Below are 13,100 nucleotides of genomic sequence, written 5' to 3' on the forward strand. Positions count from 1 at the left end.
TGTTTGCCTGCGATTTGACACCCCCACACATAGCCAATGTGGGAGCGAGCCTGCTCGCGATGAGGGCAGCACATGCAATACAAATGCAAGCTGACCCACCGCTATCGTCGGAACGCCGCCCGGAGCAGGCTCGCTCCCACAGGGGTACGGCGCATTATCAGCAGACAGCAAAAAGGCGCCTTTCGGCGCCTTTGCTCTACAGCAACAACCGTCAGGCCATTTCAGCCGTGGTCTCGAAGTCGAACGTCAGCTCGCCGTCTTTGAGATCGATGTGAACCACACCACCATGGTCGGCCAGTTCGCCAAACAGGATCTCTTCCGCCAGCGGACGCTTGATCTTGTCCTGAATCAAACGCGCCATTGGTCGAGCGCCCATTGCCGTGTCGTAGCCACTCTCCGCCAGCCAGCTGCGCGCCGCGTCCGTCACTTCCAGCTGCACGCGCTTGTCTTCCAGCTGCGCCTGAAGCTCGGTAAGGAACTTGTCCACCACGCTTTTGATGACCTCATGACTGAGGCGACCAAACTGGATAATGGTGTCCAGACGGTTGCGGAACTCTGGAGTGAAGCTCTTCTTGATCACTTCCATCGCATCGGACGAGTGGTCCTGATGGGTGAAACCGATGGATGCGCGAGCTGCCGTTTCGGCGCCGGCGTTGGTCGTCATGATGACGATCACGTTACGGAAATCCGCCTTGCGCCCGTTGTTATCGGTCAGCGTACCGTGGTCCATCACCTGCAGCAGCAGGTTGAAGACTTCCGGATGCGCCTTCTCGATTTCATCGAGCAACAGCACGCAGTGAGGCTGCTTGGTGATGGCTTCGGTCAGCAGACCGCCCTGGTCGAACCCGACATAGCCTGGAGGCGCACCGATCAGACGCGATACGGTGTGGCGCTCCATGTACTCGGACATGTCGAAACGAACCAGTTCGATGCCCATCGCTTTGGCCAACTGACGCGCCGCTTCGGTTTTACCGACACCGGTAGGCCCTGCGAACAGGAACGAACCGACAGGCTTGTCAGGCGACTTGAGGCCGGCACGGGACAGTTTGATCGCGGTCGACAGCGAGTCGATCGCGGCATCCTGGCCAAATACTGTCAGCTTCAGGTCACGCTCAAGATTACGCAGCAGCTCTTTGTCGGAACTGGTGACGTGCTTAGGCGGAATCCGTGCGATTTTCGCGACGATGTCCTCGACTTGAGGTACTTCGATGCGTTTCACGCGCTTCTCGATTGGCTGCAGACGCTGATAAGCGCCCGCCTCGTCGATGACGTCGATGGCCTTGTCCGGCATGTGCCGGTCATTGATATAGCGCGAGGCCAGTTCGGCCGCCGCACGCAACGCTTCATCGCTGTATTCGATGTTGTGATGCGCTTCAAAACGACCTTTCAGGCCGCGCAGGATGCCAATGGTGTCTTCCACCGAAGGTTCCGATATATCGACCTTCTGGAAGCGTCGGGCCAAAGCACGGTCCTTCTCGAAGATCCCGCGGAATTCCTGGAACGTGGTCGAACCGATGCAGCGGATATCACCCGACGACAGCAGCGGCTTGAGCAGGTTCGAGGCGTCCATTACCCCACCGGACGCGGCACCCGCACCAATGATGGTGTGGATTTCGTCGATGAACAGGATCGCCTGCGGACGTTTTTTCAGCTCATTGAGTAACGCCTTGAAGCGTTTCTCGAAATCGCCGCGGTATTTGGTCCCGGCCAGCAAGGCCCCCAGATCGAGGGAATACACAACGCTGTTGGCCAGCAGGTCCGGCACCTGGTTGTCGACAATGCGTTTGGCCAGGCCTTCGGCAATCGCGGTTTTACCCACGCCCGCCTCGCCCACCAGCAACGGATTGTTTTTGCGACGACGCGCCAGGATCTGCGCGACGCGCTCGACTTCCAGCTCACGGCCTACCAATGGATCGATACGACCCTGGCGCGCGAGTTCGTTGAGGTTGCTGGCATAAGCATCCAGAGGATTGCCTGAAGAAGAAGACTCACCGCCCTCGTCGTCCTGCATATCTTGCTCACCTTCAGAGTGATCGCCATGCCCCGGCACTTTGGAAATGCCGTGTGCGATGTAGTTGACGACATCGATGCGCGCAACGCTCTGCTGTTTCAGCAGGAACACTGCCTGACTCTCTTGCTCACTGAAGATCGCGACCAGTACGTTGGCGCCAGTCACTTCGCGTTTGCCCGAGCTCTGTACGTGAAAGACAGCACGTTGCAGAACACGCTGGAAGCCCAGGGTTGGCTGGGTCTCACGATCCTCGTCATGAACGGGGATCAATGGCGTGGTGGAGTCGATGAACTCCTGCAGATCGTGCTTGAGTTTGTCGAGGTTTGCGCCGCAGGCACGCAAAACGGTGGCGGCAGCCTCATTGTCCAATAGGGCCAGCAGGAGGTGCTCGACGGTCATGAATTCATGACGCTTCGAACGGGCCTCCTTGAAGGCAAGATTGAGGGTGACTTCGAGCTCGCGGTTTAACATAGCTTCACCTCATACCCAAGTGGTCGGCGATTAACCGTCCTTCTCGATTTCACAGAGTAGCGGATGCTGGCTTTCCCTGGCGTACTGGTTGACCTGCATGGCCTTAGTCTCGGCGATGTCGCGGGTAAACACTCCACATACTGCCCGTCCTTCTGTGTGGACGGCCAGCATGACCTTGGTCGCCAGCTCGCGATTCAGGTTAAAAAACACCTCGAGCACTTCGACGACGAAATCCATCGGTGTGTAGTCATCATTAAACAAAACCACCTTGTACATCGGCGGCGCCTGTAAAGCAGGCTTTGCCTCCTGAACAGCAATGCCTGCGGAATCGTCGTCGTGTGAATCAGGATGATCCTGATTGAATGTTAGTCGAATCTGGCTGATTGCATGCATGGAAAGAAAGGTTCGTCAGTTGTGCAAATACAGTGGTGGGGGCGGCTATGGACGATTTCAACTCCGACTGCCCGGTCACCTTGACTATCGGGAAAACGGTGTTACAACCAATAGAGCCCACAGTGGGTAAAAAAGGTCCGCGGAGTCAATCTTATTTCCAGGAAATGACTGCGGATGAACTGGATGATACTCCAGTGATGGAGTCTGTTGCAGAGGGATATGGGTATGTCAGGTGTCAAGGTCAGCGGCAAGGTCAAATGGTTCAACAATGCCAAGGGTTACGGCTTCATCAACGAGGAAGGCAAGACCGAAGATCTGTTCGCCCACTACTCGGTCATCAAGATGGACGGTTATAAAACCCTGAAAGCCGGGCAAGCCGTCGTCTTTGAGATCATTCAGGGCCCAAAAGGCCTGCATGCCGTGAACATCAGCGCGCCTGTTGATGCTCAGGCAGTCACCGCTCCCGCTGGTGAACAGACCGTTACGGCCTGAGATCGCACTTACCATCCAGTCATAAAAAAACCGCCCGACTCAATTACTTGAGTCGGGCGGCTTTTTTTAGGCTGGTGTATTGCCTGGATTTCGCTTACATGTGCGAAATCAGCGCATCACCAAACGCGGACGAAGACAGCAGTTTCGCGCCTTCCATCAGACGTTCGAAGTCATAGGTCACGGTCTTGGCCGAAATCGCGCCGTTGGTGCCTTTGATGATCAGATCAGCCGCTTCGGTCCAGCCCATGTGACGCAGCATCATCTCTGCGGACAGGATCAGGGAGCCAGGGTTGACCTGGTCCTTGCCAGCGTACTTCGGCGCAGTACCGTGGGTCGCTTCGAACATCGCAATGGTGTCAGACAGGTTGGCACCCGGTGCGATACCGATACCGCCCACTTCCGCCGCCAGAGCGTCGGAGAGGTAGTCGCCGTTCAGGTTCAGGGTCGCGATCACATCGTATTCGGCCGGGCGCAGCAGGATCTGCTGGAGCATGGCGTCGGCGATGGCGTCTTTGACAATGACGTTCTTGCCGGTTTTCGGGTTTTTGAACTGCATCCACGGACCGCCATCGAGCAGGGTCGCGCCGAATTCTTCAGCCGCCACTTCGTAGGCCCATTCCTTGAAGGCACCTTCGGTGAACTTCATGATGTTGCCTTTGTGCACGATGGTCAGCGAGTCGCGGTCGTTGTCGACCACATACTGCAGCGCTTTTCGCGCCAGACGCTTGGTGCCTTGCAGCGAAACCGGTTTGATGCCGATACCGCAGTTTTCGTCGAAACGGATCTTGGTGACGCCCATTTCATCTTTAAGAAACTTGATGACTTTCGTCGCTTCCGGCGAACCGGCTTTCCACTCGATACCCGCGTAGATGTCTTCCGAGTTCTCACGGAAGATCGTCATGTCGACGTCGCCTGGCTTCTTGACCGGGCTAGGCACGCCTTCGAACCAGCGCACTGGGCGCAGGCAGACATAAAGGTCGAGTTGCTGACGCAGGGCCACGTTCAGGGAACGGATGCCGCCACCGACTGGAGTGGTCAGAGGGCCCTTGATGGAAACCACGTAATCTTTAACTGCGTCCAGGGTTTCCTGGGGTAGCCAGGTGTCCTGATCGTAAACCTGAGTCGCTTTCTCCCCGGCGTAGACTTCCATCCAGGAAATTTTGCGCTCGCCGCCGTAAGCTTTCTTAACAGCAGCATCGACAACCTTGATCATGACCGGGCTGATATCAACGCCAATACCATCACCTTCGATGAAGGGGATGATCGGGTTGTTAGGAACATTGAGAGAATGGTCCGCGTTGACGGTGATTTTGTCGCCGACTGCTGGAACCTGAATCTTCTTGTATCCCATGCTGAACTCCATTGTTTGGATTGAACATCTGGCTTCGTTCGAGCGTACCCCAGTTAAATCGGCACGCAAACCCTATGTTCCAACCATCTGCCGCAAAGCTGCACAGTTCGCGACGTACAAGCCTGAAAGCAAAGGGAAAAGCGCCAAACTCAAGCACGGTGCAAGACTCTACGCCCCACTCGCCCCTGCGACCTTTAGACCAATGGACGACAATCGTTGCATATGAACCATCGGCAGATTGCCAGCTACCTATGTATAATGCCGCCCGCTGACCACAGAGTCACGACGGCCGACCGCTCTACGACGAGACCCTCGGCCCGAAAAAGCAGGACTGTTACCGCAGTCCACCCGCTTGACGCTCGACTGATGCACCCAACATCACCGCGAAGAAATCTCGACATTCGGCTCATGGATGACTTTGAACGAACGCGCTTACCCGGCGCCCCTCGAGTTTTTCTGCGCACGCTTTAGCAAAGAAGAGAGAGTTAATCCGAATATGCCCACCCGCTCGAAGATCATCTATACCTTCACCGACGAAGCTCCCGCCCTCGCCACCTATTCACTGTTGCCTATCGTAGAGGCCTTCACCGCCTCCGCTGATATCGCCGTGGAAACCCGCGATATCTCTCTTGCAGGGCGCATCCTGGCCAGCTTCCCCGAGCAACTGGGTGACAAAGCCGTAGCCGACCACCTCGCCGAACTGGGCGACCTGGCCGTTACGCCTGAAGCCAACATCATCAAATTGCCGAACATCAGCGCTTCGGTTCCGCAACTGCAAGCCGCGATCAAGGAACTGCAAGCCCAGGGCTTCGCACTGCCTGACTACCCGGAAACCGTGACCAGCGATGCCGACAAGCTCGCCAAATCGCGTTACGACAAGATCAAGGGCAGCGCCGTAAACCCGGTTCTGCGCGAAGGCAACTCCGATCGCCGCGCACCGCTGTCGGTCAAGAACTACGCGCGCAAGCACCCGCACAAAATGGGCGCCTGGGCTGCGGACTCCAAGTCCCACGTAGCGCATATGAGCACCGGCGATTTCTACGGTAGCGAAAAGGCTGCCCTGATCGACGCCGCTGACGCCGTCAAAATCGAACTGATCGCTCAAGACGGCACCACCACCGTCCTGAAAGAAAAAACCACCGTGCAAGCCGGTGAGATCCTCGATTGCGCGGTCATGAGCAAAAACGCTCTGCGCAGCTTCATCGCTGCCGAGATCGAAGACGCCAAGCAAAAAGGCGTGCTGCTGTCGGTTCACCTCAAAGCCACCATGATGAAGGTCTCCGACCCGATCATGTTCGGCCAGATCGTTGCCGAGTTCTATAAAGACGCACTGGCCAAGCACGCTGACGTACTGGCGCAGATCGGCTTCAACCTGAACAACGGCATCGGCGATCTGTACGCTCGCATCAAAGCCCTGCCGGCCGAGCAACAAGCGCAGATCGAAGCGGACATCCAGGCGGTCTACGCCGATCGTCCGTCGTTGGCCATGGTCAACTCCGATAAAGGCATCACCAACCTGCACGTGCCGAGCGACGTTATCGTCGACGCCTCGATGCCAGCGATGATCCGTGATTCCGGCAAAATGTGGGGCACTGACGGTCAGCTGCACGACACCAAGGCTGTGATCCCGGATCGCTGCTACGCCACCATCTACCAGGCGGTGATCGAAGACTGCAAGCTGCACGGCGCTTTCGATCCAACCACCATGGGCAGCGTGCCAAACGTTGGCCTGATGGCGAAAAAAGCCGAAGAATACGGCTCGCACGACAAGACTTTCCAGATCAAGGCCAACGGCGTGGTTCGGGTTTCCGACGGCGCCGGCCGCACCCTGCTGGAACAGTCGGTTGAAGCCGGCGACATCTTCCGCATGTGCCAGACCAAAGACGCCCCGATCCAGGACTGGGTCAAACTGGCCGTCAACCGTGCTCGCGCAAGCGCCACTCCAGCGATCTTCTGGCTGGACCCAATGCGCGCCCACGACGGTGTAGTGATCGAGAAAGTTCAGGCTTACCTGAAGGATCACGACACTTCAGGGCTGGACATCCGCATCATGTCGCCAGTCGACGCGATGGCCTTCACTCTGGGCCGTACCCGCGAAGGCAAGGACACCATCTCGGTGACCGGCAACGTACTGCGCGACTACCTGACCGACCTGTTCCCGATCATGGAACTGGGCACCAGCGCCAAAATGCTGTCGATCGTTCCGCTGATGAACGGCGGCGGTCTGTTCGAAACCGGCGCCGGCGGTTCGGCACCAAAGCACGTTCAGCAACTGCTGGAAGAGAACTTCCTGCGCTGGGATTCCCTGGGCGAGTTCCTGGCCCTGGCCGCTTCCCTTGAGCACCTGGGTGTTACCTACAACAACCCTAAGGCGCTGGTTCTGGCCAAGACCCTGGATCAGGCCACCGGCCAGTTCCTGGACAACAACAAGTCGCCATCGCGCAAAGTCGGCAATATCGACAACCGCGGCAGCCACTTCTACCTGGCGCTGTACTGGGCACAAGCCCTGGCTGCCCAGACCGAAGACGCTGCACTGCAAGCGCAGTTCGGCGAACTGGCCAAGACCCTGACCGAGAACGAAGCGACCATCGTTGCCGAGCTCAACGCCGTTCAGGGCAAACCAGTGGACATCGGCGGCTACTACCACGCCAATGCCGAGCTGATCAGCCAGGCCATGCGCCCGAGCAATACCTTCAACGCCGCGATCGCTGCGCTGGTTTAAGGTTGTAAGGATGCAAAGAAGCCCCGGCCCTGCGCCGGGGTTTCTGTTTGTAGCGTTTACACATTTTTACCTGTGGAAACCGGATCAAATGTGGGAGTGAGCCTGCTCGCGAATGCGGTTTATCATTCAAAATCAATATTGACTGGCCCACCGCTTTCGCGAGCAGGCTCGCTCCCACATTGACTGTATTTCAATTTCAGAACCGAGGAAGCTTTATGGATTGGCTACCCCACATCACCGTCGCGACCATCGTCGAAGACAACGGCCGCTTCCTGATGGTCGAAGAATCCAAGGGCGGACGAACGGTGCTCAACCAGCCTGCCGGTCATCTGGACCCGGACGAAACCCTGATCGAAGCCGCCATACGCGAAACCCTCGAAGAAACCGGCTGGGACGTCGAGCCGACCGGCGTAGTGGGCATTTACCTCTACACCGCCCCGAGCAACGGCGTGACGTATCAGCGAGTCTGCTTCACCGCAAAACCACTCAAACACCACCCGGACTATCAGCTGGACGACGGCATCGTCGGCGCAAAATGGCTGACGCGTGACGAACTGCTGGCACTGCGCGCAAACTGGCGCAGTGAGCTGATCATCCGCTGCATCGATGATTATCTGGACGGCAAACACTTCGGTCTCGAACTGATCCGCCCTTCTCTTTAGCCTTGCGGGCTTCGGCCTGTTAGAATCGCGTCCTTTTTCAAGACACTCATTGAATCCCTATGCGTGATCCAGCCCCTTCTGACACACAAAAGAAGCGCGTCATTGTCGGCATGTCCGGCGGCGTGGACTCTTCCGTTTCCGCTCTCCTGCTGATCGAGCAGGGTTATGAGGTGGAAGGCCTGTTCATGAAGAACTGGGAAGAAGACGATGGAACGGAATACTGCACCGCCATGGATGACCTGGCGGACGCCCAGGCGGTGTGCGACAGGATTGGCATCAAGCTGCACACTGCCAACTTCGCCGCCGAGTACTGGGACAACGTGTTCGAGCACTTCCTGGCCGAATACAAGGCCGGTCGCACGCCGAACCCGGACATCCTGTGCAACCGCGAGATCAAGTTCAAGGCGTTCCTCGACTACGCCATGATGCTCGGCGCCGACCTGATCGCCACCGGCCACTACGTGCGTCGCCGCGACATCGATGGCCGCACCGAATTGCTCAAGGGCCTGGACCCGAACAAGGACCAGAGTTACTTCCTGCACGCCGTCGGCGGTGAACAGATCGCCAAGACCCTGTTCCCGGTCGGCGAGCTGGAAAAACCCGAAGTCCGCGCGATTGCCGAGAAACACGAACTCGCCACCGCGAAGAAAAAGGATTCCACCGGGATCTGCTTTATCGGCGAACGCCGCTTCAGCGACTTCCTCAAGCAGTACCTGCCGGCCCAACCGGGCGAGATCAAGACCACCGAAGGTGAAGTCATCGGCCGTCACCACGGCTTGATGTATCACACCATCGGTCAGCGTCAGGGCCTGGGCATCGGCGGCTTGAAAGACGCCAGTGACGAGCCGTGGTACGTGCTGATCAAAGACCTGGAACACAACGAATTGATCGTTGGCCAGGGCAATGACCACCCGTATCTGTTCTCCCGCGCCCTGCTCGCTTCAGACATCTATTGGGTCAACCCGATCGACCTGAGCGAACCACGCCGCTTGACCGCCAAAGTCCGCTACCGCCAAAGCGACCAGCCATGCACGCTGGAAAAAACCGTCACCGGCTACCGCGCCACCTTCGATGACCCGCAACGCGCGGTCACTCCAGGCCAGTCCGTGGTGTTCTATGACGGTGAAATCTGCCTCGGTGGCGGCGTGATTGAAGTCGCGGAGCCGTGGACCAGCAAAGGCACGGCTCAAGGCGAGCAGCAATGAACCCGACTCAGGAGCAACTGACGGCACTGGGCGGCGTGTTCCTCGCCGCCGTGCTGGTCGACAAGATCGCCAAGACCGGCCAGACCACCGAAGCCGGTCTGACCTGCATGCTCGGCAGCCTGCTGATTCGCGACCCAAAGGACACGCTTGAGGTCTACGGCGGCGACGACATCAATCTGCGTGAAGGCTATCGCGCGCTGATCGGCGCCCTTGAGCGCGACCCAAGCACCCTTCAGCGCGAACCGCTGCGTTATGCGCTGGCGATGCTCGGCCTGGAGCGTCAACTGGCCAAGCGCGACGACATGCTGGACGAGATCGGCAAGCGTCTGCCGCAGATTCAGTCCCAGGTCGAGCACTTCGGCCCGGCGCACGAAAACGTGATTGCAGCGTGTGGCGCCCTGTATCAGGACACCCTGAGCACCCTGCGCCAGCGAATTCAGGTGCATGGCGACATGCGCAACCTGCAGCAACCAAGCAACGCTTCGAAAATCCGCGCCCTGTTGCTGGCCGGAATTCGTTCGGCACGCCTGTGGCGGCAGTTGGGCGGTCATCGCTGGCAGCTGGTGATCAGCCGTCGCAAGTTGCTCAAAGAGCTTTACCCGCTGATGCGCAGCAGCTGAACCGCGCCCGCAAGACCTTTTGTAATTTGTAACGCGTAAGACGCTGGTCAGTTGGCAACGGACCGGCGGATTTTTTCATGTATGATACGCGCCCCATTTCGTTGCCCGACTGTCCGAGAACACCCCATGCAGCTTTCTTCGCTCACTGCGGTTTCCCCTGTTGACGGCCGCTACGCCGGCAAAACCCAGGCCCTGCGCCCAATTTTCAGCGAATACGGCCTGATCCGTGCTCGCGTTCTGGTTGAAGTGCGCTGGCTCCAGCGCCTGGCCGCTCACCCTGGTATCAGCGAAGTGCCGGCGTTCTCCGCCGAAGCCAACGCTGTACTGAACACCCTGGCGGAAAACTTCGCTCTGGAGCACGCCGAGCGTGTCAAAGAGATCGAGCGCACCACCAATCACGACGTCAAAGCCATCGAATACCTGCTCAAAGAGCAAGCGGCCAAGCTGCCGGAACTGGCTGCTGTCAGCGAATTCATCCACTTTGCCTGCACCAGCGAGGACATCAACAACCTGTCCCACGCCCTGATGCTGCGCGAAGGCCGTGATGACGTGATGCTGCCGCTGATGCGCCAAACCGCCGAAGCCATCCGCGAATTGGCCATCCGTTTCGCTGACGTGCCGATGCTGTCGCGCACCCACGGTCAACCGGCCTCGCCGACCACCCTGGGCAAAGAACTGGCGAACGTGGTTTACCGTCTGGAGCGTCAAATCGCTCAAGTCGCAGCCGTTCCGCTGCTGGGCAAGATCAATGGCGCTGTCGGCAACTACAACGCTCACCTGTCGGCCTACCCTGAGATCGACTGGGAAGAGAACGCCCGCGCCTTCATCGAGGACGAGCTGGGCCTGGGCTTCAACCCGTACACCACGCAGATCGAACCGCACGACTACATCGCCGAGCTGTTCGACGCGATCGCGCGCTTCAACACCATCCTGATCGACTTCGACCGCGACATCTGGGGCTACATCTCCCTGGGTTATTTCAAGCAGCGCACCATCGCTGGCGAAATCGGTTCGTCGACCATGCCGCACAAGGTCAACCCGATCGACTTCGAAAACTCCGAAGGTAACCTGGGTATCGCCAACGCACTGTTCCAGCATCTGGCGAGCAAGCTGCCGATCTCCCGCTGGCAGCGCGACCTGACCGACTCCACCGTATTGCGCAACCTCGGTGTCGGCTTCGCCCACAGCGTGATCGCGTACGAAGCCAGTCTGAAAGGCATCAGCAAACTGGAGCTCAACGCTCAGAAGATCGCTGCTGACCTGGATGCATGCTGGGAAGTATTGGCCGAGCCAATCCAGACCGTGATGCGCCGCTACAACATCGAAAACCCGTATGAAAAGCTGAAAGAGTTGACCCGTGGCAAGGGCATCAGCCCTGAAGCACTGCAAACTTTCATCGACGGCCTGGACATGCCAGCCGCCGCCAAGGCCGAGCTGAAACTGCTCACCCCGGCGAACTACATCGGTAACGCTGTAGAGCAAGCCAAACGCATCTGATCGACCGCTTTACCCGTTTGAGACGCCCGGCAGCGCCGGGCGTTTTTATTCCCGTCTGAAAAGTGCATTTTTTCAATAGGTTACACATGAATCCTGATATTCCTCTTCAACTTCTGGGCGGCATCACGGCACGCGAATTCCTGCGCGACTACTGGCAGAAAAAACCCCTGCTGATCCGCCAGGCAATTCCTGATTTCGAAAGCCCGATCGACGCCGACGAACTGGCCGGCCTGGCACTGGAAGAAGAAGTTGAGTCGCGCCTGATCATCGAGAATGGCGAGCGCCCTTGGGAGTTGCGCCGCGGCCCGTTCGCCGAAGACGAGTTCAGCAAGCTGCCGGAACGCGACTGGACCCTGCTGGTTCAAGCCGTCGACCAATTCGTACCGGAAGTCGCCGAGCTGCTGGAAAACTTCCGCTTCCTGCCGAGCTGGCGTATCGACGATGTGATGATCAGCTTCGCCGCCCCAGGTGGCAGCGTCGGTCCGCACTTCGATAACTACGACGTGTTCCTGCTGCAAGGTCACGGCAAGCGCAACTGGAAAATCGGCCAGATGTGCGATTCCGAGAGCAAGTTGCTGCAACATGCCGACCTGCGCATCCTTGCAGACTTCGAAGCGACCGACGAATGGGTTCTGGAACCGGGCGACATGCTTTACCTGCCGCCGCGCCTGGCCCACTGCGGCGTTGCCGTTGATGACTGCCTGACCTACTCGGTCGGCTTCCGCGCGCCGAGCGCCGCTGAAGTGCTGACCCACTTCACCGACTTCCTCAGCCAGTTCCTGCCGGACGAAGAGCGTTACACCGACGCCGACGCCCTGCCCGCTGCTGATCCGCATCAGATCCAGCACGACGCCCTCGATCGCTTGAAAGGCCTGCTCGCCGAACACATGAGCGACGAGCGCCTGCTGCTGACCTGGTTCGGCCAGTTCATGACCGAGCCGCGCTACCCGGAACTGGTGGTGGGTCCGGAAGAGATCGAAGAAGACGACGTGCTCGCCAGCCTTGAGCAAGGTGCCGTACTGATCCGCAATCCAAGCGCGCGCCTGGCCTGGTCCGAAGTCGATGACGACCTGCTGCTGTTCGCCAGCGGCCAGAGTCGTTATCTGCCAGGCAAACTGCGCGAGCTGTTGAAAATGATTTGCGCCGCAGACGCACTGCACGTCGACAATCTCGGCGACTGGCTGAGCGACGAAGACGGTCGCGGCCTGCTGTGCGAACTGATCAAGCAAGGAAGCCTGGGGTTTGCTGATGAATAAAATTCACGTACGTGTCGCAGACTGGCAAAAGGACAACGCCGAGATACGGCGCATTCGTGAGACGGTGTTCATCGCCGAGCAATCCGTTCCGCCTGAGCTGGAATGGGATGCTGATGACGCAACGGCGGTGCATTTTCTGGCCTTCGAAGGCGACTTTCCGATAGGCACCGCGCGCCTGCTGCCCGATGGCCACGTTGGCCGGGTGTCGGTGCTCAAAGACTGGCGCGGCCTGAAAGTCGGCGATGCGCTGATGCAAGCGGTGATCGGCGAAGCCGAAAAGCGCGGGCTCAAGCAGCAGATGTTGAGCGCACAGGTACAAGCCACGGCGTTCTATGAGCGCCTGGGCTTCAGCCTGGTCAGTGAGGAATTCCTGGAAGCAGGCATTCCGCATGTGGACATGGTGCGGCATTCGGCCTGACA

General features: G+C 58.5%; 11 protein-coding genes. 8 read left to right on the top strand and 3 right to left on the bottom strand.

Going from position 1 to position 13,100, the window contains the following annotated elements; all coding sequences use genetic code 11:
- Window positions 1-211: 211 nt before the first annotated feature.
- A complete protein-coding gene (clpA, locus tag ACYZUA_RS21350; protein WP_461960507.1) occupies window positions 212-2,482 on the bottom strand; it encodes an ATP-dependent Clp protease ATP-binding subunit ClpA in 2,271 nt (756 codons plus the stop codon).
- 30 nt (window positions 2,483-2,512) lie between these two features.
- Complete coding sequence (gene clpS / locus ACYZUA_RS21355; protein WP_027925124.1) at window positions 2,513-2,875, bottom strand: ATP-dependent Clp protease adapter ClpS; 363 nt, start codon at window positions 2,873-2,875, stop codon at window positions 2,513-2,515.
- A gap of 225 nt (window positions 2,876-3,100) precedes the next feature.
- Between clpS and cspD the strand changes: the two genes are divergently transcribed.
- A complete protein-coding gene (gene cspD / locus ACYZUA_RS21360; RefSeq protein ID WP_461960508.1) occupies window positions 3,101-3,367 on the top strand; it encodes a cold shock domain-containing protein CspD in 267 nt (88 codons plus the stop codon).
- Between the two features lie 94 nt (window positions 3,368-3,461).
- Here cspD and icd read toward each other — a convergent pair whose 3' ends face one another.
- Window positions 3,462-4,718 (bottom strand): NADP-dependent isocitrate dehydrogenase, encoded by a 1,257-nt coding sequence (gene icd / locus ACYZUA_RS21365; RefSeq protein ID WP_008146904.1) that lies wholly within the window; start codon window positions 4,716-4,718, stop codon window positions 3,462-3,464.
- Window positions 4,719-5,214: 496 nt separating this feature from the next.
- Between icd and ACYZUA_RS21370 the strand changes: the two genes are divergently transcribed.
- The 7 genes from ACYZUA_RS21370 to ACYZUA_RS21400 all read left to right on the top strand — a co-directional run bounded on the left by ACYZUA_RS21370 (window position 5,215) and on the right by ACYZUA_RS21400 (window position 13,098).
- The gene (locus ACYZUA_RS21370) at window positions 5,215-7,440 is read left to right on the top strand and encodes an NADP-dependent isocitrate dehydrogenase (RefSeq protein WP_461960509.1); all 2,226 of its coding nucleotides are present in this window, start codon (window positions 5,215-5,217) and stop codon (window positions 7,438-7,440) included.
- A 215-nt stretch (window positions 7,441-7,655) separates the two neighbouring features.
- Window positions 7,656-8,102: an NUDIX hydrolase gene (locus ACYZUA_RS21375; RefSeq protein ID WP_461960510.1), complete on the top strand. Its 447-nt coding sequence runs from the start codon at window positions 7,656-7,658 to the stop codon at window positions 8,100-8,102.
- A 59-nt stretch (window positions 8,103-8,161) separates the two neighbouring features.
- A complete protein-coding gene (gene mnmA, locus ACYZUA_RS21380) occupies window positions 8,162-9,307 on the top strand; it encodes a tRNA 2-thiouridine(34) synthase MnmA (RefSeq protein ID WP_461960511.1) in 1,146 nt (381 codons plus the stop codon).
- A complete protein-coding gene (hflD, locus tag ACYZUA_RS21385) occupies window positions 9,304-9,927 on the top strand; it encodes a high frequency lysogenization protein HflD (RefSeq protein WP_461960512.1) in 624 nt (207 codons plus the stop codon). The genes mnmA and hflD overlap by 4 nt, the downstream gene beginning before the upstream one ends.
- A gap of 126 nt (window positions 9,928-10,053) precedes the next feature.
- Window positions 10,054-11,424, top strand: a complete 1,371-nt coding sequence (gene purB, locus ACYZUA_RS21390) for an adenylosuccinate lyase (protein WP_027925117.1) — start codon at window positions 10,054-10,056, stop codon at window positions 11,422-11,424.
- 86 nt (window positions 11,425-11,510) lie between these two features.
- Window positions 11,511-12,680, top strand: a complete 1,170-nt coding sequence (locus tag ACYZUA_RS21395) for a ribosomal protein uL16 3-hydroxylase (protein ID WP_461960513.1) — start codon at window positions 11,511-11,513, stop codon at window positions 12,678-12,680.
- Window positions 12,673-13,098 carry a GNAT family N-acetyltransferase gene (locus ACYZUA_RS21400; RefSeq protein WP_017339601.1) on the top strand — a complete coding sequence of 142 codons (426 nt, stop codon included), beginning with the start codon at window positions 12,673-12,675 and terminating at the stop codon, window positions 13,096-13,098. Before ACYZUA_RS21395 ends, ACYZUA_RS21400 begins: the two co-directional genes overlap by 8 nt.
- Window positions 13,099-13,100: the final 2 nt, after the last annotated feature.

This window comes from Pseudomonas sp. LS2P72 (assembly GCF_054897865.1).

What these genes read in the sequence shown, in the direction of transcription:
- clpA (WP_461960507.1), bottom strand. Translation starts at nt 2,482, where the DNA reads ATGTTAAACCGCGAGCTCGAAGTCACCCTCAATCTTGCCTTCAAGGAG.
- ACYZUA_RS21375 (WP_461960510.1), top strand. Translation starts at nt 7,656, where the DNA reads ATGGATTGGCTACCCCACATCACCGTCGCGACCATCGTCGAAGACAAC.
- ACYZUA_RS21395 (WP_461960513.1), top strand. Translation starts at nt 11,511, where the DNA reads ATGAATCCTGATATTCCTCTTCAACTTCTGGGCGGCATCACGGCACGC.
- ACYZUA_RS21400 (WP_017339601.1), top strand. Translation starts at nt 12,673, where the DNA reads ATGAATAAAATTCACGTACGTGTCGCAGACTGGCAAAAGGACAACGCC.
- clpS (WP_027925124.1), bottom strand. Translation starts at nt 2,875, where the DNA reads ATGCATGCAATCAGCCAGATTCGACTAACATTCAATCAGGATCATCCT.
- purB (WP_027925117.1), top strand. Translation starts at nt 10,054, where the DNA reads ATGCAGCTTTCTTCGCTCACTGCGGTTTCCCCTGTTGACGGCCGCTAC.
- cspD (WP_461960508.1), top strand. Translation starts at nt 3,101, where the DNA reads ATGTCAGGTGTCAAGGTCAGCGGCAAGGTCAAATGGTTCAACAATGCC.
- ACYZUA_RS21370 (WP_461960509.1), top strand. Translation starts at nt 5,215, where the DNA reads ATGCCCACCCGCTCGAAGATCATCTATACCTTCACCGACGAAGCTCCC.
- mnmA (WP_461960511.1), top strand. Translation starts at nt 8,162, where the DNA reads ATGCGTGATCCAGCCCCTTCTGACACACAAAAGAAGCGCGTCATTGTC.
- icd (WP_008146904.1), bottom strand. Translation starts at nt 4,718, where the DNA reads ATGGGATACAAGAAGATTCAGGTTCCAGCAGTCGGCGACAAAATCACC.
- hflD (WP_461960512.1), top strand. Translation starts at nt 9,304, where the DNA reads ATGAACCCGACTCAGGAGCAACTGACGGCACTGGGCGGCGTGTTCCTC.